This is a genomic window from Kitasatospora sp. GP82, from assembly GCF_029892105.1.
Lineage (GTDB): Bacteria > Actinomycetota > Actinomycetes > Streptomycetales > Streptomycetaceae > Kitasatospora.
In genome coordinates, this window is sequence record NZ_JARZAJ010000022.1 from 125,833 (window position 1) to 148,951 (window position 23,119).

General features: G+C 72.1%; 20 protein-coding genes and 1 pseudogene. 15 read left to right on the top strand and 6 right to left on the bottom strand.

Features of this window, described 5'->3' with window-relative positions:
* The first annotated feature begins 282 nt into the window (after positions 1 to 282).
* The 4 genes from P3T39_RS23545 to P3T39_RS23560 all read left to right on the top strand — a co-directional run bounded on the left by P3T39_RS23545 (position 283) and on the right by P3T39_RS23560 (position 5,575).
* Positions 283 to 3,009: a GNAT family N-acetyltransferase gene (locus tag P3T39_RS23545; protein WP_280700730.1), complete on the top strand. Its 2,727-nt coding sequence runs from the start codon at positions 283 to 285 to the stop codon at positions 3,007 to 3,009.
* 102 nt (positions 3,010 to 3,111) lie between these two features.
* Positions 3,112 to 3,702, top strand: coding sequence for a DUF5998 family protein (locus P3T39_RS23550; protein ID WP_280700680.1), 591 nt, complete (start codon positions 3,112 to 3,114; stop codon positions 3,700 to 3,702).
* 8 nt (positions 3,703 to 3,710) lie between these two features.
* Positions 3,711 to 4,877 (top strand): alkaline phosphatase family protein, encoded by a 1,167-nt coding sequence (locus tag P3T39_RS23555; protein WP_280700681.1) that lies wholly within the window; start codon positions 3,711 to 3,713, stop codon positions 4,875 to 4,877.
* A gap of 41 nt (positions 4,878 to 4,918) precedes the next feature.
* Positions 4,919 to 5,575, top strand: a complete 657-nt coding sequence (locus P3T39_RS23560; RefSeq protein ID WP_280700683.1) for a thymidine kinase — start codon at positions 4,919 to 4,921, stop codon at positions 5,573 to 5,575.
* 118 nt (positions 5,576 to 5,693) lie between these two features.
* Here P3T39_RS23560 and P3T39_RS23565 read toward each other — a convergent pair whose 3' ends face one another.
* Complete coding sequence (locus tag P3T39_RS23565; protein ID WP_280700685.1) at positions 5,694 to 6,452, bottom strand: VOC family protein; 759 nt, start codon at positions 6,450 to 6,452, stop codon at positions 5,694 to 5,696.
* Between the two features lie 151 nt (positions 6,453 to 6,603).
* Between P3T39_RS23565 and P3T39_RS23570 the strand changes: the two genes are divergently transcribed.
* Complete coding sequence (locus P3T39_RS23570; protein WP_280700687.1) at positions 6,604 to 7,485, top strand: sulfurtransferase; 882 nt, start codon at positions 6,604 to 6,606, stop codon at positions 7,483 to 7,485.
* A 252-nt stretch (positions 7,486 to 7,737) separates the two neighbouring features.
* Here the strand turns inward: P3T39_RS23570 and sepH are convergent, their stop codons facing one another.
* The gene (sepH, locus tag P3T39_RS23575) at positions 7,738 to 8,796 is read right to left on the bottom strand and encodes a septation protein SepH (RefSeq protein WP_280700689.1); all 1,059 of its coding nucleotides are present in this window, start codon (positions 8,794 to 8,796) and stop codon (positions 7,738 to 7,740) included.
* A gap of 407 nt (positions 8,797 to 9,203) precedes the next feature.
* Here sepH and P3T39_RS23580 point away from each other — a divergent pair, with 407 nt between their 5' ends.
* Positions 9,204 to 10,028: a hypothetical protein gene (locus P3T39_RS23580; protein WP_280700691.1), complete on the top strand. Its 825-nt coding sequence runs from the start codon at positions 9,204 to 9,206 to the stop codon at positions 10,026 to 10,028.
* A gap of 45 nt (positions 10,029 to 10,073) precedes the next feature.
* On the opposite strand, the gene P3T39_RS23585 is transcribed toward P3T39_RS23580, so the two are convergent.
* Together P3T39_RS23585 and P3T39_RS23590 are read right to left on the bottom strand one after the other, a co-directional pair.
* Positions 10,074 to 11,387: a D-arabinono-1,4-lactone oxidase gene (locus tag P3T39_RS23585; RefSeq protein WP_280700693.1), complete on the bottom strand. Its 1,314-nt coding sequence runs from the start codon at positions 11,385 to 11,387 to the stop codon at positions 10,074 to 10,076.
* 207 nt (positions 11,388 to 11,594) lie between these two features.
* Complete coding sequence (locus tag P3T39_RS23590; protein WP_280700695.1) at positions 11,595 to 12,845, bottom strand: MFS transporter; 1,251 nt, start codon at positions 12,843 to 12,845, stop codon at positions 11,595 to 11,597.
* Between the two features lie 136 nt (positions 12,846 to 12,981).
* On the opposite strand from P3T39_RS23590, the gene P3T39_RS23595 reads away from it, so the two are divergent.
* Positions 12,982 to 14,118, top strand: coding sequence for a ferrochelatase (locus tag P3T39_RS23595; protein ID WP_280700697.1), 1,137 nt, complete (start codon positions 12,982 to 12,984; stop codon positions 14,116 to 14,118).
* Between the two features lie 50 nt (positions 14,119 to 14,168).
* On the top strand, positions 14,169 to 14,972 hold the full coding sequence (locus P3T39_RS23600) for an inositol monophosphatase family protein (protein ID WP_280700699.1): 804 nt from the start codon (positions 14,169 to 14,171) through the stop codon (positions 14,970 to 14,972).
* Positions 14,973 to 15,152: 180 nt separating this feature from the next.
* On the opposite strand, the gene P3T39_RS23605 is transcribed toward P3T39_RS23600, so the two are convergent.
* Entirely contained in the window at positions 15,153 to 15,338 is a 186-nt protein-coding gene (locus P3T39_RS23605; protein WP_280700700.1) for a hypothetical protein, read from the bottom strand.
* Between the two features lie 515 nt (positions 15,339 to 15,853).
* Between P3T39_RS23605 and P3T39_RS23610 the strand changes: the two genes are divergently transcribed.
* The 4 genes from P3T39_RS23610 to P3T39_RS23625 all read left to right on the top strand — a co-directional run bounded on the left by P3T39_RS23610 (position 15,854) and on the right by P3T39_RS23625 (position 19,995).
* On the top strand, positions 15,854 to 16,507 hold the full coding sequence (locus tag P3T39_RS23610) for a response regulator transcription factor (protein ID WP_280700701.1): 654 nt from the start codon (positions 15,854 to 15,856) through the stop codon (positions 16,505 to 16,507).
* Between the two features lie 72 nt (positions 16,508 to 16,579).
* Entirely contained in the window at positions 16,580 to 17,893 is a 1,314-nt protein-coding gene (locus P3T39_RS23615) for a HAMP domain-containing sensor histidine kinase (RefSeq protein ID WP_280700703.1), read from the top strand.
* Between the two features lie 314 nt (positions 17,894 to 18,207).
* Positions 18,208 to 19,182, top strand: a complete 975-nt coding sequence (locus tag P3T39_RS23620; protein WP_280700706.1) for an acyl-ACP desaturase — start codon at positions 18,208 to 18,210, stop codon at positions 19,180 to 19,182.
* A gap of 513 nt (positions 19,183 to 19,695) precedes the next feature.
* Positions 19,696 to 19,995 (top strand): DUF4193 domain-containing protein, encoded by a 300-nt coding sequence (locus P3T39_RS23625; RefSeq protein ID WP_280700708.1) that lies wholly within the window; start codon positions 19,696 to 19,698, stop codon positions 19,993 to 19,995.
* Between the two features lie 247 nt (positions 19,996 to 20,242).
* Here the strand turns inward: P3T39_RS23625 and P3T39_RS23630 are convergent, their stop codons facing one another.
* The gene (locus P3T39_RS23630; protein WP_280700709.1) at positions 20,243 to 20,692 is read right to left on the bottom strand and encodes a DUF3093 domain-containing protein; all 450 of its coding nucleotides are present in this window, start codon (positions 20,690 to 20,692) and stop codon (positions 20,243 to 20,245) included.
* Positions 20,693 to 20,987: 295 nt separating this feature from the next.
* On the opposite strand from P3T39_RS23630, the gene P3T39_RS23635 reads away from it, so the two are divergent.
* The 3 genes and pseudogenes from P3T39_RS23635 (at position 20,988) to P3T39_RS23645 (ending at position 22,875) form a co-directional block, all read left to right on the top strand.
* Positions 20,988 to 21,530 carry a PaaI family thioesterase gene (locus P3T39_RS23635; RefSeq protein ID WP_280700732.1) on the top strand — a complete coding sequence of 181 codons (543 nt, stop codon included), beginning with the start codon at positions 20,988 to 20,990 and terminating at the stop codon, positions 21,528 to 21,530.
* Positions 21,527 to 21,991 (top strand): annotated as a pseudogene (dut, locus tag P3T39_RS23640) (dUTP diphosphatase); the annotation flags it as partial. The gene P3T39_RS23635 and the pseudogene dut, both read left to right, overlap by 4 nt.
* A gap of 83 nt (positions 21,992 to 22,074) precedes the next feature.
* Positions 22,075 to 22,875, top strand: a complete 801-nt coding sequence (locus tag P3T39_RS23645) for a DUF3710 domain-containing protein (RefSeq protein WP_280700713.1) — start codon at positions 22,075 to 22,077, stop codon at positions 22,873 to 22,875.
* Positions 22,876 to 23,119 lie beyond the last annotated feature (244 nt).

Below are 23,119 nucleotides of genomic sequence, written 5' to 3' on the forward strand. Positions count from 1 at the left end.
AAGCTGTTGACCATGTTGTCTAGACCAGTGTTGCACGTGGGCGCGACTCCCGTGCCGCCGCGTCCGTGACTCGGCACCGATCGCGGCCCAGGGCACCGCCCGGCTGTGCGGCCGGGCCTCCACCCTGCCGTCCGGGCACGCCCGGCGCCAAGCGGTCCGGTGCCGGATAACCTGACGACTGTGGACGACCCCCGGCCCCCGCAGCCGCACAGCGCGCAGTCCCCCGCCGACCGGCCCGCCGACGACCGGCACAGCTACCCCCAGCACTGGGAGGCCGACGTCCTGCTGCGCGACGGCGGCACGGCCAGGATCCGTCCGATCACCCCGGCCGACGCCGACCGGCTGGTGGAGTTCTACGAGCAGGTCTCCGACCAGTCGAAGTACTTCCGCTTCTTCGCCCCTTACCCCCGGCTGTCCGACAAGGACGTCAGGCGCTTCACGCACCACGACTACATCAACCGCGTCGGCCTGGCGGTCGTGGTCAGGGACCGCTTCATCGCGACCGTCCGCTACGACCGGATCGATCCCGAGGGCCGTCCGTCGGCCAGTGGCACCGACGCCGAGGTGGCCTTCCTGGTGCAGGACGCCCACCAGGGCCGGGGTGTGGCCTCCGCGCTGCTGGAGCACATCGCGGCCGTCGCCCAGGAGCGCGGCATCCGCCGCTTCACCGCCGAGGTGCTGCCCGAGAACCGCAAGATGGTGAAGGTCTTCACCGACGCCGGGTACGTCCAGCGGCGCAGCTTCACCGACGGGGTCGTCCACCTGGAGTTCGACCTGGAGCCGACCGCCGCCTCGCTCGCGGTGATGCGGGCGCGCGAGCACCGCGCCGAGGCCAGGTCCGTCCAACGCCTGCTCACCCCGCGTTCGGTGGCCGTGGTCGGGGTGTCCCGCAGTCCGCAGTCGGCCGGCCGGGCGCTGCTGCGCAACCTGGCCGGGTTCGACGGGCCGGTGTACGCGGTGAACCGCAACGCCCCGTCCGGCACCGAGCTGGACGGCGTCCCCAGCTACCGCTCACTACTGGAGATCCCGGGCCCGGTCGATCTCGCGGTGATCGCGGTGCCCGCCACCGCCGTCCCGGCCGCCGTCGCCGAGTGCGGTGCGCACGGCGTGCAGGGCCTGGTGGTGGTCACCGCGGGGTACGCCGAGACCGGGCCCGAGGGCCGGGAGCGGCAGCGTGCGCTGGTGCGGCAGGCCCGCGCCGCCGGGATGCGGGTGATCGGCCCGAACGCCTTCGGCCTGCTCAACACCGACCCCGAGCACCCGCTCAACGCCTCGCTGGCACCCGTCCTGCCCGAGCGCGGCCCGTTCGGCCTGTTCTGCCAGTCCGGTGCCATCGGCGTCGCCCTGCTGGAGGCCGCGCACCGCCGGGGCATGGGCATCTCCTCCTTCGCCTCGGTCGGCAACCGCGCCGACGTCTCGGGCAACGACTGGCTGCAGTACTGGGAGGAGGACCCGGCCACCGAGGTGGTGCTGCTCTACCTGGAGTCCTTCGGCAACCCGCGCAAGTTCACCCGGATCGCCCGCCGGCTGGCCGCCGTCAAACCGGTCGTGGTGATCAAGGGAGCCCGGCACACCGGCAGCCTTCCGCCCGGCCACGCCGTCCAGCCCGCGGCCGGTGGACTGCGCGACGCCACCGTGGACGCGCTGTTCCAGCAGGCCGGTGTGCTGCGGGTGGACACCATCACCGAGCTGTACGACACCGCCGAACTGCTCGCCGCCGGGCCGCTGCCGGCCGGTGACCGGGTCGCCGTGGTCGGCAACTCCGACTCGCTCGGCCTGCTCACGCACGACGCGTGCCTGAGCGCCGGACTCCGCCCGCGCACCCCGGTCGACCTGACCACCGCCGCCACCGGGGAGAACTTCCGCATCGCGCTGGACACCGCGCTCGCCGACCCCGCCGTGGACGCGGTCATCGCCGTCGCCATCCCGCCGATCGCCGCCCGGACCGCGATCCCCGCCCAGCTGGGCGCCGACGAGCCCGAGTTCGCCGAAGCGCTCACCGAAGCGGCGGTACGGGCCAGGGAGTTGGGCAAGCCGCTGCTGCTCGCCCACCTCGCGCTGACCGAACTGCCCGAGCGGCTGCGCTCGGTGGGCATCCCCGCCTACCCGGCGCCGGAGCGGGCCGTGCAGGCACTGACCCAGGCCGTCCGCTACGCCGACTGGCGCCGCCGCACCGCCGAGGCCGAGCAGACCGCCCGGGTGCCCGAGTTCGACCGGATCGACGAGGCCAGGGCCCGCGCGCTGATCGCCGGAGCCCTTCAGGGCCGTACCGGCACCACCCCGCGCACCCGGCCCGGCGGTGCTCCCGGCTTCTTCGAGAAGTGGCGCACCCTGCCCGACGACAAGGCCGCCGCCCTGCTCGCCCACTACGGCATCGACGTGGTGCCGACCCTGCCCGCGCCCGACGAGGAGAGCGCGGTCAGGGCCGCCGCCGCCCTCGGCTACCCGGTCGCCCTCAAGGCCACCGCCGAGCACCTGCGCCACCGCCCGGACCTGGGCAGCGTCCGACTCGACCTGACCGGCGAGCCGGGCCTGCGCCGGGCCTACCGCGAACTGGACGACCTGCTCGGCGGTGCCGAGCAGGTCCGCCCGGTGGTCCAGCGGCTCGCCCCGCGAGGCGTGGACACCGTGATCGGCGCCACCGTCGACCCCGGGGTCGGGGCGATCCTCTCCTTCGGTCTGGCCGGAGCCCCCGCCGAACTGCTCGGTGATGTCGCTCACCGTCTGATCCCGGCCACCGACCAGGACGTGGCCTCGCTGATCCGCGAGGTCAGGGCCGCCCCGCTGCTGTTCGGCTGGCGCGGCGCGGTCCCGGTGGACACCGACGCGCTGGAGGAGCTGCTGCTGCGGGTCTCCCGGCTGGTCGACGACCTTCCAGAGGTCGCCTCGGTGGATCTCGAACCGGTGGTCGTCGCCCCGCACGGCCTTGCGGTCCTCCAGGCGCGCGTACGGATCGCCCCGCTCCCCGTCCGCACCGATCTGGGCCCACGCGCCATGAGCACCCTGTAACCTTCCTTGGTTGCGCCCCTCAGTTCCTCCCATGGGCGCGGAAGGCCGGAAGCCCGGCCCAGTGCCGACCGCTTCGTCGGCGGGACATGCCAGGATGGAGCTATGGCGAAGACCGGTACCACCACCACGCAGGACCTGCGCTCGGCAATCGAGCGCAGCGGCTACTACCCGGCCCTGGTGTCCGAAGCCGTCGAGTCCGCGGTGGGGCCCGAGCCGATCACCTCGTACCTGGTGCACCAGGAGACCACCTTCGACGCCAACGAGGTGCGCCGCCATGTGACGGTGCTGGTGCTCACCCCGTCCAGGTTCGTGGTCAGCCACACCGACGAGCAGTCCGGCGACGCCACCAGCCCGCAGCCGTACGCGACGACCTCCACCGAGTGCGTCCGGATCGACCGGATCAACTCCGTGGTGCTCAGCCGTATGGTCGCCAACCCCGAGACGTACACCCCCGGCACGCTGCCCCGCGAGGTGGTGCTCACCATCGGCTGGGGCGCCGTGCAGCGGATCGACCTGGAGCCGGCCGGCTGCTCCGACCCGAACTGCGAGGCCGACCACGGCTACACCGGCTCGGCCACGGCTGACGACCTGTCGCTGCGGGTCAGCGAGGCCGGGGACGGCCCGGAGACGGTGGCCCAGGCCCTGGTCTTCGCGCGCGCCCTGTCCGAGGCGACCATCGCCACCCGGGGCTGAAGCGCTCCATGACGACGCACCTCGGTTACGACCCCTTCGAGATCCTCGACCCCTCCGGCGCCCCCGCCCCCGCGTACGGGCGCGCCTCGCTGGCCGACCTGCTGCCCGCCGTGGTGGCGGGGCTCGGCGTGCCGGGCTTCGAGAGTGGGCTGCCGCTCGTTCCGGCCGACCGGGTCTGTGTCTTCCTGGTCGACGGCATGGGGTGGGAGCTGATCAAGCGTCACCCCGACTGGGCGCCCTTCCTCAACTCGCTGGTCGCGGGCGGCCGGGCGATCACCGCAGGGTTCCCCTCGACCACGGCGACTTCGCTGGCCTCGGTCGGCACCGGGCTCACCCCCGGCCTGCACGGGCTGGCCGGGTACACCGTGGCGGTGCCCGGCGCGGGCTATCTGATGAACCAGCTGCGCTGGCAGCCGCCCGTCGAGCCGAGCAGCTGGCAGCCGTACCCGACCGTCTTCGAGCAGGCCCATGTGGCCGGGGTGGCGACCTGCCAGGTCTCCTCGCCGCTGTTCGCGCAGACCCCGCTCACCCGGGTCGCGCTCTCCGGCGGTCTCTTCCTCGGCCGCACCACCGCCGAGGAGCGGATGGACGCCTCCGCCCAGTGGCTGGCCGAGCACGACCGGGCCCTCGTCTACACCTACGTCAGCGAACTCGACGCCGCGGGGCACCGCTACGGCGTCGACTCCGACGAATGGCGCCTGACCCTCAACACCGTGGACCGCCTGGCCCAGCGGCTCGCCGAGCAGCTCCCGCCGCGCTCGGTGCTCTACGTCACCGCCGACCACGGCATGATCGACATTGCTCCCGAGGACCGGATCGACTTCGACGAGGACTGGGAGCTGAGCGCGGGCGTCGCCCTGCTCGGCGGCGAGGGCCGGGCCCGGCACGTGTACGCGGTGCCCGGCGCGGCCGCCGATGTGCACACCGTCTGGAGCGAGGTGCTCGGCGACCGGATGTGGGTGGCCGGCCGGGACCAGGCGATAGCCGCCGGCTGGTTCGGCCCCGTGGTGGACGACCGGGTCTACCACCGGATCGGCGATGTGGTGGCCGCAGCCCGCGACGACGTCGCGGTGATCGCCTCCCGCAGCGAACCCGGCGAGTCCTCGATGATCGGCCTGCACGGTTCGATGACCCCGGTCGAGCAGCTTGTGCCGCTGCTCGAAGTCCGCGCCTGATCCACACCCACCCAGAAAACCGAAAGGCTCCCGCACCACCCATGGCTGACCTGGTGTTCTTCTCCGGCACGATGGACTGCGGCAAGTCGACGCTCGCCCTCCAGCTCGACCACAACCACGCCGCACGCGGCCGCAAGGGGATCATCTTCTCCCGCCACGACCGGGCCGGTGCCTCCACGATCTCCAGCCGGCTCGGCCTGCGCGCCGACGCCGTCGAGGTCACCGAGGACTTCGACTTCCACGCCTATGTGGTCCACCTGCTCTCGGCCGGTGGCAAGGTCGACTACCTGATCTGCGACGAGGCCAACTTCTACGCCGCCGAACAGGTCGACCAACTGGCCCGGGTGGTGGACGAGTTGAGCATCGACGTGTTCACCTTCGGTATCACCACCGACTTCCGCACCCGGCTCTTCCCCGGCTCCCAGCGGCTGATCGAGCTCGCCGACCGGGTGGAGATCCTCCAGGTCGAGGCACTGTGCTGGTGCGGTGCCCGGGCCACCCACAACGCCCGCACCGTCGGCGGCGTGATGGTGGTCGAGGGCGCGCAGGTGGTGGTCGGCGACATCGCGGTCAACGAGGGCGAGGTCGGCTACGAGGTGCTCTGCCGACGCCACCACCGCCGTCGGCTCACGGCCGCGACCGCCCGCGCCTCGGTGCTCTCCCCGGACGTGCTGCCCTTCGAGGAACAGCGCTCCTGAGTGCCCTTTCGCGGACCGCAACCACGCAGAGCCTCAGGGGCGTGCGCTCAACTCTGCAGGCCTGTGGTGAGTTGTCCGCGCAGTTCCCCGCGCCCCTGGGAGCGTGCCCCGATCTCGTCTAGGGCTGGTCGTAGGGGAGTTGGACGACGGAGAAGCGTCCGCCCTGCGGGTCGGCCAGCCGGGCCACCCGGCCACTCGGGGTGTCGTGCGGCCCCACCAGCACCGCGCCGCCCAGCGCGACCGCCTGAGTCGCTGTCAGATCGGCGTCGGTGACCGCGAAGTGGACCCGCCAGCGCGGCGGCCCCTCCCGAAGGCCGGTACTGCGCCGGATGCCCGTCGCCGGCAGATCGCCGAGCGACTGCGCGGCGTCCGCCTCGGCCGCACCCGGTCCGAACACCGTGCGGTAGAAGGCGGCGGCCGAGGGTTCGTCCGGAGTCAGCAGCTCGCTCCAGGCCGGAGCGCCCGGCTCGCCGACCACCTCCCAGCCGACGTGCTCCTCGCCCTGCCAGAGGCCGAACACCGCGCCGGACACATCGGCGGCGATCGCCAGCCGCCCGGCGCCCTCGGCCTGGAGCGGGCCGACCGCCACCGTGCCGCCGCACTCGCGGATCCGCTGCGAGACCTGGTCGGCGTCCTTCACCGAGAAGTACGTCGTCCACTCCACGCGATGGCCGGAACCCGGAGGGGTGACCCCGATTCCGGCGACCTTGGCGCCGTGCAGGCTGGCCCGCGCGTAGCTGCCGAGATGGCCGGGGCCCGGCGTGAACTCCCAGTCCAGCAGGGCTCCGTAGAAGGCCATGGCCCCCTGGTGGTCGCTGGTCATCAGGCTCACCCAGCAGGGCATGCCCTGGGTCAGCCGCACCTTCACCGCAGTCATCGCGTGCCTCCTCGCCGGGGGCGGCAGGCGGGGCCGCCGCGCGTCCCACGGCGATCGTTCCACCCCGGGCCCGCCGAAATCCTGTGGCCGCGCGGCGGAACAAGGCAAAGACCGTATAAAGAGCGGAGTTGTGCGCGTCACAATGGCGGACATGACAGCCGCATCCACTGATGGTTCCGTCGCCGGCTCCCCGCTCGACGGTTCTCCGCTGATCTCCGTCGCCGAGCTTGCGGCGGCCCTCGACTCAGGGCACCCGCCGGTCCTGCTCGACATCCGCTGGCAGCTCGGCGGCCCGCCCGGCGCACGGGAGTTCGCCGCCGGGCACCTGCCGGGCGCACACTACGTCGACCTCGACCGGGAGTTGGCCTCCCCGCCCGGAGCCGCCGGACGCCACCCGCTGCCCGACCCCGAGGTGTTCGGCGCTGCCCTGCGCCGGGCCGGGGTGAGCGCCGACCGCCCGGTGGTGGTCTACGACGCCGGTCCCGCCACCTCGGCCGCCCGCGCCTGGTGGCTGCTGCACTGGTCCGGACACCCGGACGTCCGGGTGCTGGACGGCGGCCTCGCCGCCTGGCGAGCGGCCGGTCTGCCGGAGAGCACCGAGCAGCCCGCGGCCGAGGACGGCGACTTCAAGCCCGCACCCGGCCAACTGCCCACCCTGGACGCCCGCCAGGCCGCCGAGCTGGCCCGTACCGGTCTGCTGCTGGACGCCCGCGCGGGCGAGCGCTACCGGGGCGAGGCCGAGCCGATCGACCCCAGGGCCGGGCACATCCCCGGCGCGGTGAGCGCCCCCACGACGGAGAACCTCGCCGCGGACGGGCGCTTCCTGCCTGCAGCCACGCTCGCCGAACGCTTCCGCACGCTCGGGGTCGGCAAGGGGGAGGTCGGCGTCTACTGCGGCTCCGGCGTGACCGCCGCGCACGAACTGCTGGCCCTTCGGGTGGCGGGCTTCGGCGCCGCGCTGTACCCGGGCTCCTGGAGCGAGTGGTCCGGCAACCCGGACAACCCGGTGGCCACCGGCCATCTGCCGGGCTGACAGCTCGACCGGGTACGGGCCGGCCGGGATCGCCCCGGTCGGCCCGTACCGAAGCCTGTGCCCTTCCCCGGTGCGGATCGTTGTCCCGTACGGGGAACGGGCCGCGCCGTCCAGGGCGTGGGGCTCTGCATGATCGGCTGCGTGCGAGAGCAACCCTGCGGGCGACCCTCTGCGAAGGTGCACGGCCGGTCACGCACACAGCAGCAGAACCCCACATCCCGGGGACACCGCCTGGCTGCGGTCCGCGAAGAGTCAGTCCTGTTTCTTGCGGCGGCTGCCGAAGACGATCTCGTCCCAGCTCGGGACGGTGGCCCGGCGGCCCGGACGGACGCCGTCCGCCTCGGCCTGACGGTCCGTCGTACCGACCAGCCGCTCCCGGTGCGGGGCGACCGCGCGCGGCATCAGGATGTCCGCGTACGCCGAACCCGCGCCGACGCTGGCTGCCGGAGCGGCATGCTCCTCGGCCTCCTCGGCCTCCTCGACCGGGACCGGTTCGACGGCCGGGACGGTGAGCTCGCCCCGGAACGCGGGCACCACGTCCAGCAGGCTGGTCAGCGAGTCCCGGCCCTCGGCCGTGGCCTCGCGGACCTCGCGCGCCGACATGATCCGGTCCGCCGAGGGCCGCTCGATCATCGGGCGGGCCGGCCGGTCCTGGGGGAGCCGGGCGATCCTCGGGATGAACGGGAAGACCGAGTCCTCCTCGCGCTCGACGCTCTCGCCGATCAGCGAGCGGGCCTCGTCGTCGTTCGGCTGCACCAGGCGGCGCGGCGGGTCGTACGTCCAGCTCGCGCTGCGGCCCTCGCCGTCCGCCCGGTAGTAGAGGATGACCTCCCAGGTGCCGTCGTCGCGACGCCAGGAGTCCCACCGCTCGGTGTCCTTCTCCGCGGCGCGCAGCGCCAGGCGCTCGGCCACGGCCTCGCCGAGCTGCGGACCGGTGGGTTCGCCGTGCCGACGGATCGCCGTCTTCCTGGCCCGCTCGGCCATGAAGGCGCGCTCGGCCAGTACCGGACCCTCGAAGCGCCGCACCCGGTCCACCGAAATACCGGCGGCCTGAGCGACCTCCTCGGCGGAGGCACCGGCTCGTATCCGCGCCTGGATGTCCCGGGGGCGGAGGTGGCTCTCGACCTCGATCTCGATCTGGCCGAGGCGCGGCCGGTCCCCGCGGATGGCGGCGCGTAGCCGCTCGTCGATGGGGAGGGTGTACTCCGTGCTGTCGGCAGCCTTGAGCACCAGCCGTGTGCCGTCATTGCTGACCGCCACGACGCGCAGTTCGGGCACGGTTACCTCCCGGGTGGTGCCTGCCGACGTCACCTGCGTCGCTGCTCCCGTACTGAGTGTGGCCTGCCCACTCGCGAGTGGCCACAACCTTGCTGAGTTACTCGGCGTGTCGGGCTTTCGCCTCAACCCGCCCTTATGGCACGGTTGCCTGTTTGCCACGTCGCCGGTCGACGTCGCGCCCGGATGCCCCGATCGCCGTCTGACGGGCTGTCGATACTTTGACCAAAGGCTCAGGCTCCACGAACAGTACTCCATTCGTGGCACCCGGAGGGGCGGCTCGCCGCTCAAGTCTCCCGCGATTCACGGGAATCTCAAGGGCGGGCACTCCAATGGCGGACCGCCGATCAGTGGACGGTGATCATCTTCACATATATCGACCGCTAAGAACCACATTTTCGCCCCTTGTGTCCTTCTTTGTGCAAGATGGAGGGACTTGTTCGATGTCGAGTCGTAGCGACCGAGGGATGTTGATGCCGCAGCAGCGCGAGCAGGGCGGGCTCAAAGCCGCCGCCGAACCAGCGGAGAGCGGCCGCGGCCGACTGGAGCTGAGCATGGCTAAGGTCACCGCCAGCGCCCTGGCCGCCGTGGTCGGTGCGGTGCTCGCCTCCGAGCTCGGTGTGTACGGCACGATCCTCGGCGCCGCCGTGGTCAGTATCGGTGCCACCACCGGCAGCGCGATCTTCCAGCACGTCTTCAAGCGGACCGGTGAGCAGCTGCGCAGCGTGGTGGACCGGAGCCCGGCCGCCACCGTCAACGGCCTCCGCCAGGTCCCGGCCGACGGGCCGGGGGAGATCTCCTCCGAGTGGAACGAGCCGCAGACCGTGCGGGCCAGGCGGCGCTGGACCTGGAAGACGTACGCGGCGGTCTCAGGCCTGATCTTCGCCCTCGCGATGACGCCGATCCTGGTGGTGGAGCTGGCCGCGGGAAAGCCGCTGCACGACATCACCACCGGGCGGACCGGTTCCGGCACCTCGTTGAATCCGGGCAGCAGGCCCGCTCCGCCCGCCCCGCCGTCGGACCGGCAGTCCTCACCGGGCACCGTTGACACCGGCCCGTCCTCGGCCCTCCCGAGCCGTACGCCGAGCGCGCCGGCGAGCGGCACCGGGGCGAGTACCAGCCCCTCGGCGACACCCTCCGACACCCCGAGCGGCTCGCCGAGCAGCGGCCCTCCGGCGCCGCCGACGTCCTCCCAGAGCCCGGCCACCGGTGGGGGCGGCGCGGTGGACCAGCCGCAGAACGCGCCCTCGGGCACGCCGACCCCCTGACCGCGGTCTGCGCGCTCCGCCGGGTCCGCCCTCCCGGGGAAGGCGCTACCCGCCGAGTACCCGCCGCAGGTAGTCGTTGGCGAACAGCCGGTCCGGGTCGATCCGGTCGCGCAGCGCGGTGAACTCGCCGAAGCGCGGGTAGACCGAGGCCAGGTACTCGGCGTCCCTGGTGTGCAGCTTGCCCCAGTGCGGGCGGCCCCGATGGGCGGTCATCAGGCGCTCGACCTCGGTGAAGTAGCCCTGCTCGGCCGTGCCCCGGTAGAGGTGGACGGCTATGTAGACACTGTCGCGCCCGTTCGCGGTGGAGAGCCAGAGGTCGTCGGCGGGTGCGATCCGTACCTCGACCGGGAAGCTGATCCGCCAGCCGGAACGCTCGATCAGCGCTTTCAGCTCGCGCAGCACGGCGGTGGCCGCGTCGCGCGGCACGGCGTACTCCATCTCGATGAAGCGCACCTTGCGCGGGCTGGTGAACACCTTGTAGGCGGCGTCGGTGTACGTCCGCTCCGACCAGGCCCGCCCGGCGAGCTGCGCGATGGCCGGGACGGCGGCAGGGAAGCGGCGGCCGATCCGGCAGGCCCCGTCCCAGACGGTGTTGGAGAGGAAGTCGTCCTCCAGCCACGCCTTGAGGGGCGGGAGCGGGCGGGCCGGACCCTGGCTGCGGTTGTTGCGCTTGGTGGAGCACAGTTCGGTGTGCGGGAACCAGTAGAACTCGAAGTGCTCGTTGACGGTCGCGAGTTCCTCGAAGCGGTCCAGCACCTCCGCGAAGCGCATCGGCTGCTCGTGCGCGGTCAGCAGGAAGGCGGGTTCGACGCCGAAGGTGAGCGCGCTGACCACACCGAGTGCGCCGAGGCCGAGACGGGAGCCCTGGAACAGCTCGGGGTTCTCGGTCGGGGAGCAGGTCCGGACCGTGCCGTCGGCCAGGACGATCTCCACCGCCCTGAGCTGGGCGGCCAGCGAGCCGGAGTCGCGGCCGGTGCCGTGGGTGCCGGTGCTGGTGGCTCCGGCGACGGTCTGGACCTCGATGTCGCCCATGTTGGTCAGTGCGAGCCCCGCTGCCGCGAGCAGCCGGTTGAGGGTGGCGAGCGGCAGCCCGGACTCCACCGTGACCGTTCCGGCCCGGCGGTCCAGCTCCCGTACGGCGGTCAGGCCGGTGGGCCGGATCAGGACGGCGTCCTGGGCGGAGGCGATCGCGGTGAAGGAGTGGCCCGAGCCGACCGCCTTGACCCGGTGGCCCTCCTCGGCGGCCCGGAGGATCTCCTTGGCCAGCTCAGCGGTCGAGGCCGGGGCGACCACCCGGGCGGGGCGGGCACCCTGGTTGCCGGCCCAGTTGCTCCAGCGGGTGGTACTGGCCTGCGGCATGGCGGTGCCTCCTGCTCCGGGTGCCGGGGCCTGCCGGTCCCGCGCTTCCTACCACTGAGTAGGGGGGAGCGTAGCCATTCGGCCGAGGGAGGTCCATGGGGTCGGCCAAGGTGCAGGACACGCCATCGGCCGGGGCTGCTAGGGAAGCCCGCTGCGAACCGGGACAGTTCCCCGCCCGTGCGGTCCCGGCCGGCGGTGCGCCCGGGGTCAGTGCTGGAGGACGCCCTCCGTCGCGGCGGGTTCGGTGGCCAGGGCCAGTCCGGAGCGCAGTCGGCGCAGCCCGGCAAGGGCGGTGAGGGCGCCGAAGAGGCCCGCGCCGAAGGGCACCAAGTACGCGGCGGCGCCGCCTGCGGCGTCCACCACCCAGCCCGCGACCGAGGACCCGAGCGCGACGCCCAGCGCGAGCCCGGTGGTGGTCCAGGTCATGCCCTCGGTGAGCTGCGCGGCCGGAACCAGCCGTTCGACCAGGGCCATGGCGGTGATCAGGGTCGGCGAGATGGAGATTCCGGCCAGGAAGAGCGCCGCGCCGACCCCGATCAGACCGGCGGTGCCGTGCAGCCAGGCGGCGGCCAGGACCGGCACCGCCATGCTGGCTGCCATCACGGCGATCCCGCCGAGAAAACGGCCGGCCAGCGAGCCGTTGAGCTTCAGCGTCCCGAAGACCACCCCGGCCAGGCCGGAGCCGAGCGCGTACACCGCGAGCACCAGGCCGGACGCGGCCTTGTGCCCCTGCTCCTGGGCGAAGGCGTAGGTGGCCACCTCGACCGAGCCGAAGATCGCCCCGGTCGCCACGAAGGTCAGCACCAGCACCTCAAGGCCCGCCGAGCGGATCGCCGACCTGCCCGCCCGGTGCGCGGCCGGGTGCACCAGGGGCTCGGTGCCGCGCTGCGCGGTGAACAGCACCACGCCGACGACCAGGAAGAGACCGGCCAGCACCACGCCCGCCTCGGGGAAGACCGAGGTGGCCAGACCGATCGAGAGGATCGGGCCGACGATGAAGCAGATCTCGTCCATCACGGCCTCGAACGAGTACGCGGTGTGCAGCTTGGGCGGCTCGCCGCTGTACAGGTGGGCCCAGCGGGCCCGGACCATCGAGCCGGTGCTGGGCATCACGCCCATCCCGGCGGCGGCCACGAACAGTGTCCAGTCCGGGGCCGCCATGCGCGCGCAGAGCAGCAGGACGACCGCGGCGACCACCGCAAGACCGGTGGCGGGCAGACTCACCCTGCGCTGCCCGTAACGGTCCACCAGCCGGGAGACCTGTGGGCCGAGCACCGCCGCCGACAGCGCCATCGTGCCGGACACGACGCCGGCGATCCCGTACGAGCCGCGCAGTTGGGACAGCATGGTGATGATGCCGATCCCGGTCATCGAGATGGGCAGCCGCGCTATCAGGCCGGCGGACGAGAAGGCCAGGGTGCCGGGGGCGACGAAGATCTGGCGGTAGCTGGACAGCACGCGGGCTCCGCAGGGACGGGGGCGAGGAACGGTAAGGAACAAGTCTTCCTTGGACAGCTTACGAACTGTGGCAAACGATTACTCATCGGGCGGACCTGCCGCCGGGCGCCGAAGGGGTGGTGGCAGGATCGGTGCCATGTCCGACTCGCGCACCCTCACCGACCCTGCGCCCTACGACGCGCTCCTGCTGCTGTCCTTCGGGGGCCCCGAGGCCCCCGAGGACGTGGTGCCGTTCCTGGAGAATGTCACCCGAGGCCGGGGCATCCCCAAGGAGCGCCTCGCCGAGGTCGGCAAGCACTACTTCCTGTTCGGCGGCGTCAGCCCGATCAACGAGCAGAACCGCGAACTGCTCGCCGCGCTGCGCAAGGACTTCGCCGAGCACGGTCTGGACCTGCCCGTCTACTGGGGCAACCGCAACTGGGCGCCCTACCTGGTGGACACCCTGCGCGAGATCGCCGCCGACGGCCACCGCCGGATCGCCGTCCTCGCGACCAGTGCCTACGCCGGGTACTCCGGCTGCCGCCAGTACCGCGAGAACCTGGCGGACGCGCTCGCCGCCCTCGCCGAGGAGGGCCTGCCCGAACTCCGGGTCGACAAGCTGCGGCACTTGTACAACCACCCCGGTTTCGTCCAGCCGATGATCGACGCCACCCTGGCAGCGCTCACCGAGCTGCCTGCCGAGGCCCGCGACGGCGCCCGTCTCGCGTTCACCACCCACTCCATCCCCGAGGCGATGGCCGAGACCTCCGGTGCCCCCGACGACCCTGCCCGGGGCAGGCCCGGCGGCGCCTACGTCGCCCAGCACCTGGAGGTCGCCCGCCTGGTCGCCGAGGCCGTCGCCGTGGCGACCGGGGTGGCCGACCGCCCCTGGGAACTGGTCTTCCAGAGCCGCAGCGGCGCCCCGCACATCCCCTGGCTGGAACCGGACATCTGCGAGCACCTGGAGTCGCTGCACTCGGCCGGAGCCCCGGCGGCCGTGATGGTGCCGATCGGCTTTGTCTCCGACCACATGGAGGTCAAGTACGACCTCGACACCGAGGCCGTGGCCAAGGCCGCCGAACTCGGCCTGCCGGTGGCCCGTGCCGCCACCGTCGGTGCCGACCCCCGCTTCACGGCGGCCGTCCGCGGGTTGCTGCTGGAGCGCGCGGCAGCGGAGCGCGGCCTGCCCGTCGAGCGGTGCGCCCTGGGCGCGCTCGGCCCGAGCCACGACGTGTGCGCCGTCGCCTGCTGCCCCAACCCGCGCGCCTCCCGCCCTGCGGCCGCCCAGATCTGACGGTTCGCCGTACGAGCCTCGACCCACAGACACCCGCCGGAAGGATTCCCGTGCCCAATCCCGACCTGCTCGCCGAACTCCTCGATGTCGCGGTCGAGGCGGCCACCCGAGCGGGGGCCCTGCTCCGCGACGGTCGCCCCGCCGACCTCGGCGTCGCCGCGACCAAGAGCAGCCCCGTGGACGTGGTCACCGAGATGGACCTCGCCTCCGAGAAGCTGATCCTGGAGCTGATCGGCGAGCGCCGCCCCGAGGACGGCTACCTCGGCGAGGAGGGCGCGGACCGCCCCGGCAGCAGCGGAGTGCGCTGGGTGGTCGACCCGCTCGACGGCACCGTCAACTACCTGTACGGGCTGCCCTCCTGGGGAGTCAGTGTGGCCGCCGAGGTCGACGGGCAGGCGGTGGTCGGTGTGGTGGCCGTGCCGGCCAGGGGTGAGCTCTTCCAGGCCGTACTCGGCGGCGGTGCCCGGCTCGACGGGCGGCCGGTCTCCTGCCGCCCGGCCCCGCCCTGGGGCCAGGCGCTGGTCGGCACCGGCTTCAACTACGTCCGGTCGGTGCGCGCGCACCAGGCGCAGGTGCTGCTGGCCCTGATGCCCGAGGTCCGCGACATCCGCCGGGCCGGTGCGGCCGCCGTCGACTTCTGCGACCTGGCGGCCGGACGGCTCGACGCCTTCTACGAGCGCGGCCTCCAGCCCTGGGACATGGCCGCCGGCGTGCTGATCGCCCGGGAGGCCGGGGCGCTGGTCGGCGGACGGCCCGGGGAGGAGCCGGACGGCGATCTCGCCGTCGCGGCCCCGCCCGGAGTCTTCGAGGAGCTCCAGTCCCGGCTCGAGACGCTCGGAGCCTGGCACGACTGACGCCCGAGCCGTGCGGTGGGCCCGTTCGGCGGGTCCAGCGGGAAAGCGAAGAGCCCTGGCACACGGATGTGGTGCCAGGGCCCGGATTTCAGCTGCCCCGGACGGTTCTCAGGGGCGGGTGAGGCGGGCGGTGTGAGTGAGCTTGCGACTGCCGTGTCGGGTCAGGCGCTTCGGGGCGGGTCAGGCGGCGGAGCGGTGGATCTGGTGCACCGGGTCGATGCCGTGCTCGGCAGCGAGACGGCGCAGGTCGTCCAGTTCGGACTGCTCGACCTCGGCCAAGAAGTCGTCCCCGGACTCGAGTGCGCGGTGGAGGTCCTGCTCGGTGTTCTGTATGCGCTGCAGGATCCCGGCGGTGAAGGCGTCCATACGAGCCCCCTTGCTGTGTCGGACGGGCACGGTCCGGCGTTCCCCGGCAGTCGAGGAGGAGGGCGGTCAACGGAAACGCCCCAGCCGGATGCTGCTCTCTCCGGTCGGGCGCGGAGACGGCCCTGGGCCGCTCCCGATGACACCTGATCCCCTGAGCCGGTGCGGATGAACGCACGGCGGGTGTTGTGCGATCGGCGCTCGGCCCGATCGCGGGTGTGCAGCTGTCCTCCCCTCCGGCGGGGCCGGGAAACCTCCGATCCGAAGAAAGTTGCCTGCGTCACAGTCCAATCGGCAGTGGGCCCTCCCGCTTGGGCCCGCGAGCAGGTTCCGGCGCCGACCGCTTACCGCTGCTTTACCGGCCGACCAGGCAGGATGGAACCACCGTCGGATCCGTGTGCCGGCTCCCGGGGCGAAGGTAAGGCCCGGGGGGCAGGACGCTTCGGCTCCGCGCCCGGCGCACAACGGCCCGCACGGGCGGGCACGGTGGGGCCGTCCATGAAGAAGGGACAACCATCGTGCGGGTACTCGTGGTGGAGGACGAGCAGCTGCTCGCCGAAGCCGTCGCGACCGGCCTGCGCCGTGAGGCGATGGCCGTGGACGTGGTCTACGACGGCGAGGCCGCGCTCCAGCGCATCGCGATCAACGACTACGACGTGGTCGTGCTCGACCGCGACCTGCCGCTGGTCCACGGCGACGACGTCTGCCGCAGCGTCGTCGGGCAGGGCCTGGCCACTCGGGTGATCATGCTGACCGCCTCCGGCGACATCAGCGACCGGGTCGAGGGCCTGGAGATCGGCGCCGACGACTACCTCCCCAAGCCGTTCGCCTTCAGCGAACTCGTCGCCCGGGTGCGCGCCCTGGGGCGTCGCTCCACCATTCCGCTGCCGCCCGTCCTGGAACGGGCCGGTATCTCCCTCGACCCCGGCCGCCGAGAGGTGCTCAGGGACGGCAAGCCCGTCCAGCTGGCCCCCAAGGAGTTCGCCGTCCTGGAGGTCCTGATGCGGGCCGGCGGCGCGGTCGTCTCCGCCGAGCAGCTGCTGGAGAAGGCCTGGGACGAGCACACCGATCCGTTCACCAACGTCGTCCGGGTCACCGTGATGACCCTGCGCCGCAAGCTGGGCGACCCGCCGGTGATCGTCACCGTCCCGGGTTCGGGCTACCGCATCTGAGCCAGGAGGTCGGCCGTCCCGGCCTCGCACCACCATCCGCACCGCAACACCGCAACACCGGAGAGGACAGCCATGACCACCCCGCCCCCCGTCGGCGGGGCCCCCGGCACGCCTGCCGGCGGCCCGGGCCCGGTACCGCCCCGGCCGGCCCACCCGCCGACCACCACCGTGGAGCAGCCCGCCCGCAGGCCCGAGCCCGCCGGCTACACCCCCGGCGACGGGCTGCTCAGCTGGCTCCAGCTGCGCCCGACCATCCGGATCAGGCTCACCCTGCTGTACGGCGGGATGTTCCTGATGGCAGGGATCGTCCTGCTGGTGCTGATGTACTTCTTCGTCCAGCAGGCGTTCCATGACGCCCTGCTGCCGACCTTCCGGTTCGACCAGGGCGGCATCAACGTCAACGGCCGGCTGGTGACGACCGAGCAGTTCAACGACCAGCTGGTCCAGCTGCAGGACGACAAGGCCAACGCCGCCCTGACCGTCCTGCTGCGCAAGTCGCTCACCGTGCTGGTCTGCCTGGCCGTGATCGCCTTCGTGGCCGGCTACGCCATGGCCGGGCGCGTGCTGCGGCCGCTCGGGAGGATCACCCGTACCGCCCGCGAGGTGGCCGGTTCCGACCTGCACCGGCGGATCCAGATGGACGGCCCGGACGACGAGCTCAAGGAGCTCGCCGACACCTTCGACGACATGCTCGACCGCCTGGACCGGTCCTTCGACTCTCAGCGGCGCTTCGTCGCCAACGCCTCGCACGAGTTGCGCACCCCGCTCGCGATCAACCGCACCCTGCTGGAGGTGCAGCTCTCCGACCCCGGCGCCTCACCGGACCTCCAGCAGCTCGGCAAGACCCTGCTGGCCACCAACGAGCGCAGCGAACAGCTGGTCGAGGGCCTGCTGCTGCTCGCCCGCAGTGACAACGAACTCACCGACCGCAGACCGGTGGAGCTCTCCGAGGTGGCGGCGCGGGCGCTGGAGCAGATCCGCCCGGAGGCGGCCACCCGTGAGGTGGAACTGCGCTCGACGCTGACCCCCGCGACGGTCTCCGGCAACGGCGTCCTGCTGGAGCGGATCGCACTCAACCTGCTGCAGAACGCCGTCCGCTACAACGTCCCGGACGGCTGGGTGGAGATCACCACGACCGTGGTGGCGGGCGGAGCGGGCGAGCTGACGGTGAGCAACACCGGACCGGTTGTCCCCGGCTACGAGCTGGAGCACATCTTCGAGCCGTTCCGGCGGGTCAAGGGCGCCGACCGCACCCGCAGCGACAAGGGCGTCGGGCTCGGCCTGTCCATCGTCCGCTCGGTGGTCCGGGCGCACGGAGGTGCCATCGAGGCCACTGCGCGCACCGGAGGCGGCCTCACCATCCGGGTACGTATTCCGGGAGCCTGAGCCGTCGCCCGGGCCGCTGGACGGCCGCCTGTGCCCTCCCGGCCCCGTCCGGCCCCCCGGGGCCCCGATTCGCTCCGTGCGCGGACCATCAACCGCCGCCCCTGTCAGGTCCGTCAAGACGACATAAGCCCTGGCCGGGGCGGCTTGTCTTTTGCCGCCGGAACAACTTACGGTTACGTAACCTACGCAGCCGTAAGTGAGTCGCATCTGCCCGGCTCCGTCCGGCCCCGGCCCCGGTTCCCGCCCCCAGGCGGGTCCCGTCCCGGCTCTCCGCGCGTCCCACCCGTCCCTGCCCGCCCTCAGGAGCACCAGTCGTGACCATCGCACCCGTGCAGCGCCCCGCCTCGACCGCCTGGACCGACGCCAAGCTGATCCTCGCCCTGGAGGAGGTGGTGGAGACCGAGCTCAACCGCCACCTGACGGTGGCCAAGGAGTGGATGCCGCACGAGTACGTCCCGTGGAGCCAGGGCCGTGACTTCGACGGTGTGCTCGGCGGCGACGCCTGGTCGATAGAGCAGTCGAAGATCACCCCGCTGGGCCGCGTCGCCCTGGTGGTCAACCTGCTGACCGAGGACAACCTCCCCAGTTACCACCACGAGATCGCCACCATGTTCGGCCGCGAGGGCGCCTGGGGCACCTGGGTGCACCGCTGGACGGCGGAGGAGGGCCGCCACGGGATCGCGATCCGCGACTACCTGCTGGCCACCCGTGCGGTGGACCCGGTGGAGCTGGAGCGGGCCCGGATGTCCCACATGTCGGAGGGCTTCGAGTCCGACAACGCGCACAGCATGCTTCAGTCCGTCGCGTACGTGGCCTTCCAGGAGCTCGCCACCCGGATCTCGCACCGCAACACCGGCCACTACGCCGGCGATCCGCTCTGCGACCAGCTGCTGGCGAAGATCGCCAACGACGAGAACCTGCACATGGTCTTCTACCGCAACCTGCTGAAGGCCGCGCTGGAACTCGCCCCCGACCAGGCGATGCGCGCCATCGCCGACGTGGTCACCGACTTCCGGATGCCTGGCCACGGCATCCCCGGCTTCGAGCGCTCCGCCGTCCAGATCGCCGTCGGCGGCGTCTACAACCTGCGGATCCACCACGACGACGTGCTGCAGCCGGTGCTGCGCCACCTCAAGGTGATGGAGATCGACGGGCTCGGGCCGGAGGGCCGCAAGGCGCAGGAGGAGCTGGGGCTCTTCCTGGACGGCCTGAACGCCCAGGCCGTCCGCTTCGACGAGCGGCAGGCCGCCCTGCTGGCGCGCCGGGCGGCCAACGCCGCCCGGAAGTGAGTTCGGGTGGCCGACACCGCCCGGAAGTGAGTCCGGGCGGGGGACTCCGCCCCGCCCGGCTGGTGACATCCGGCAGGCAATTTTTCTGCCTTTTGTCCGAAAAGTCCCAGATGTGACCAAGCTCACACCCGAATGCGTGGCATGATCGAGCGGTCGCGCAGCGTGATCACCGATTTGTGTGTCATCTTTGCCGACGGTGACCGGAGGACGGCTGCGTCAATTTGTCGACTCGTCGTCAACGGTGGCGGTGACAAGGGGAGTTGTCGTCAGTTGACGGCCGTTCCGCTCACTCGATGTAGCGGCCGGACGGGCCGATTTTCACCGGCTCGGCAGCGCTGGGTGAGGCAGCCGCGACCGTGCCCGATCACTCCAACGGACCCGCTGCTGGGTGTCGATTGAGTAACAGGGCTTGAAGTAAGGCACAATCTCCGCTTCGGGTCGGGCACAAGACCGGCCCCCCATGCGTTACGTGCGCTGGAGATACCGCACACACCCAGAGGGGGAGAGCGAAAAATGGCAACGGACTACGACACCCCACGCAAGACCGATGACGACCTCAACGAGGACAGCATCGAGGAACTGAAGGCTCGGCGGAACGAGAAGTCCGGCGGCAACGTCGACGTCGACGAGTTCGAGGCCGCCGAGGGGCTGGAGCTTCCGGGCGCCGACCTCTCGAACGAGGAGCTGTCGGTCCGCGTGCTTCCTCGACAGGCCGACGAGTTCACCTGCATGAGCTGCTTCCTCGTACACCACCGCAGCCAGCTGTTCAGCGAGAAGAACGGCCAGCCCATCTGCCGGGACTGCGGCGCCTGAGCACCTGGCGGGCATGCCCCGGGCCCGGCGGTCTCCGTCGGCCCGGCAAGCCGCCCCGTCCGGCTGCTTCGATCACTACGGCCGGAGGCAGAAACCGCGGTCGCGACGCCGACCGCACCGGCAGGAGTCCCCTGCGCACGACCCCTTCACCGGAGAACTGGGACGGTCCCGCACCCGCGGAACCGTCCCTCCGCCGTTTCCGGCCCGATTGCCGACAGGTGCCGGACCGCGCCGGCCAGCTCTCGGCTCAGCTCGCGGGACCCCGGCGAGCCTTCTCCAGCGCCGCCGCTAGGTGCTCCGGCGAACGTGTGGACAGGTAGACGTACGGCGTCGGGTCGGCCGGATCGGTGACCTCGACCCGCAGCGCGCCCGGGACATAGCTGCGCAGCAGCATGAACGCCCGCGGATCCGCCTTCACCCCGCGCCAGGCCACCGCCTCGGCCCGGTCCAGCGGGTACGCCTCGCCCAGCGCTTCCACCGGGATCCGCGCCTGCCCGGCCACCAGTGAGCCCTGCACCACGCGGATCCGGGCCGAGCCGTAGCTGCTCAGCGCGGCCGCGCCGGCCGCGATACCGACGACCAGGCCGATCAGGGCGCCCACCGCGCTGAACCGCAGCATGATGAGCGCGAGCGAGAGGCCGGCCGCGAGCGGGAGCAGCCACCAGGAGCGGGGGACGGTGAGGCGTTCGTCGTACATGCCCCCATTGTGTGCACCGATTGCCGAGGCCCGGGTCCCGCCCCCGTGTCGAGCCCTGGCCGGGTCTGTGCCCGCCCTGCCAGCCGCTGAGCGGCTGCCCGGCTCGTCGGCTGCGCCGCCTCGCGTCCCACAAACCTTCTGCCTTCTGTTCGATCTTGCTGTTCGACCTTTGCTACCCGGCGGTAGGGTCGCCCGTGTGAACGGACCTGTCGCCTCCCCGCCTGCGCCGCAGGGCTCGGACGAGCCCGCTGCCGGTGCCGCCGCCCTCTCGCCGACCACGCCGCCCGCCGAGGCGGTGCTGCCCCCGCGCGCCCCCGAGGCACCGGCCCCCGGCACCCCGCTCGGCTCGCACTACGAGCACTGCTTCGGCTGCGGCCCGCAGCACCCGCAGGGACTCCAGCTGACCGCGATCGCAGGTGAGGGCCTCGACGTCACGGCACGCTTCACGGTCAAGCCCGGTCACCAGGGCGGCCCGGGACTGGCCCACGGCGGCGTGCTGACGACGGCGATGGACGAGACGCTCGGCACGCTCAACTGGCTGCTGCACGCGGCAGCGGTCACCGGACGACTGGAGACCGATTTCCTCCGCCCGGTCCCGGTCGACGCCGAGCTGCACATCCGGGCCTGGATCACCGGTGTGCACGGCCGAAAGATCTACAGCGCCGCCGAGGGCCGGATCGGCGGACCGCAAGGACCGGTCGCCATCCGGGCTCAGGCACTCTTCATCCAGGTGAAGCTGGAACACTTCACCCAGCACGGTCGTCCCGAGGACATCAAGAAGGCCCTCGACGACCCGGATCTGTTCAAGCGCGCAAGAGCCTTTGAGGTGAACCCGTGAGTCCCACCGCCCGCCCGCCGGTAGACATCCTGATCAACCGGATCGACCCCGAGCTGCCGCTCCCGGCGTACGAGCACCCCGGCGACGCCGGTGCCGATCTGCGCACCACGGTGGACGCCGAACTGGCCCCCGGTGAGCGCGCCGTGCTCCCCACCGGTATCGCCATCGCCCTCCCCGACGGCTACGCAGCCTTTGTGCACCCGCGTTCCGGGCTCGCAGCTCGTTGCGGTGTTGCCTTGGTGAACGCCCCAGGGACGGTCGATGCCGGGTACCGTGGTGAGATCAAGGTGATCGTCGTCAATCTGGACCCGCGCGAGGGGGTCAGCTTCCGCCGCGGGGACCGAATCGCCCAGCTGGTCATCCAGCAGGTCGAGAAGGCGCGTTTCCACGAGGTGGCGGAGCTGCCCGGATCGGCACGTGCCGAGGGTGGGTTCGGATCGACGGGTGGTCACGCCGCGGTCTAGCATGCCCGCGGCTCGCAGTAGCCGAGCAGGTATTCGCTTCGGTCTTGGACCGGGGTCTTGGACCGGGAAGGACAGTGACCGTGTTCCGTCGTCGCCAAAAGAGCGAGGACGCTGTCGAGCAGCTCGCCGACGATGCCATCAGCGCCGACGAGACGGCCGATGGTGTCGAAGGTTCCGCCGACTCCGAGAGCGAGAACGTGACCGAGCAGGACCCGGCGGACCGGGTCGGCCTGCCGCCGGCTCCGCGCCCCGACGGACCGTGGGACGTCTCCGAGCTGGAGAACCCGGAGGAGGGCCGAGTCGATCTCGGCGGTCTCCTGGTCCCCGGAGTCGAGGGCATGGAGCTGCGGGTGGAGGTGGCCGGCGACGCGATCGTGGCCGCCACCCTGGTCCTCGGTAACAGCGCGATCCAGCTGCAGGCCTTTGCCGCCCCCAAGTCCGAGGGCATCTGGGGCGAGGTCCGCGAGGAGATCGCCACCGGTATCACTCAGCAGGGCGGACTGGTCGAGGAGGAGGAGGGCCCGCTGGGCTGGCACCTCCGCGCCCAGGTCCCGGTCCAGCTGCCCGACGGCACCCAGGGCGCCCAGCTCGTCCGCTTCGTCGGATGCGACGGCCCCCGCTGGTTCCTGCGTGGTGTGATCTCGGGTCAGGCCGCAGTGCAGCCCGAGATGGCCGGAATCCTTGAGCAGGTATTCCGCCAGACCGTGGTGGTCCGGGGCGAGACCCCGATGGCCCCGCGCGACCCGATCGTGCTGAAGCTCCCCGAGGACGCCCAGATGGTCGCCGACGGTGGTCCCGCCGCCGAGGGCGAAGGCTCCCGCTTCGGCGGCGCCTCGCTCGACCCGTTCGCCCGCGGCCCGGAGATCACCGAGGTCCGCTGACGTCACTCGCGACTCGTGCGCCACTCGCGATTGCCCCCGCCTGGAGCCCAGGCGGGGGCGATTTGCTTGTGGGGGCTCGATCCCCGTACAGTTCCGGAGTCGCACCGAGAGGGGCGAAGGAAAGCGAGTCCGATGAATGAAACTCCGGTAAACGGAGCGGAAAACATCTGATAAGCTGGAAACACGAAAGAACGAAGCGCCCGGAGGGCCCGCTGGAAGGCGGCTCGAAGGAAGCGTCCGTTCC

What these genes read in the sequence shown, in the direction of transcription:
- P3T39_RS23550 (WP_280700680.1), top strand. Translation starts at nt 3,112, where the DNA reads ATGGCGAAGACCGGTACCACCACCACGCAGGACCTGCGCTCGGCAATC.
- P3T39_RS23555 (WP_280700681.1), top strand. Translation starts at nt 3,711, where the DNA reads ATGACGACGCACCTCGGTTACGACCCCTTCGAGATCCTCGACCCCTCC.
- P3T39_RS23560 (WP_280700683.1), top strand. Translation starts at nt 4,919, where the DNA reads ATGGCTGACCTGGTGTTCTTCTCCGGCACGATGGACTGCGGCAAGTCG.
- P3T39_RS23565 (WP_280700685.1), bottom strand. Translation starts at nt 6,452, where the DNA reads ATGACTGCGGTGAAGGTGCGGCTGACCCAGGGCATGCCCTGCTGGGTG.
- P3T39_RS23570 (WP_280700687.1), top strand. Translation starts at nt 6,604, where the DNA reads ATGACAGCCGCATCCACTGATGGTTCCGTCGCCGGCTCCCCGCTCGAC.
- P3T39_RS23580 (WP_280700691.1), top strand. Translation starts at nt 9,204, where the DNA reads ATGTCGAGTCGTAGCGACCGAGGGATGTTGATGCCGCAGCAGCGCGAG.
- P3T39_RS23585 (WP_280700693.1), bottom strand. Translation starts at nt 11,387, where the DNA reads ATGCCGCAGGCCAGTACCACCCGCTGGAGCAACTGGGCCGGCAACCAG.
- P3T39_RS23595 (WP_280700697.1), top strand. Translation starts at nt 12,982, where the DNA reads ATGTCCGACTCGCGCACCCTCACCGACCCTGCGCCCTACGACGCGCTC.
- P3T39_RS23605 (WP_280700700.1), bottom strand. Translation starts at nt 15,338, where the DNA reads ATGGACGCCTTCACCGCCGGGATCCTGCAGCGCATACAGAACACCGAG.
- P3T39_RS23615 (WP_280700703.1), top strand. Translation starts at nt 16,580, where the DNA reads ATGACCACCCCGCCCCCCGTCGGCGGGGCCCCCGGCACGCCTGCCGGC.
- P3T39_RS23625 (WP_280700708.1), top strand. Translation starts at nt 19,696, where the DNA reads ATGGCAACGGACTACGACACCCCACGCAAGACCGATGACGACCTCAAC.
- P3T39_RS23630 (WP_280700709.1), bottom strand. Translation starts at nt 20,692, where the DNA reads ATGTACGACGAACGCCTCACCGTCCCCCGCTCCTGGTGGCTGCTCCCG.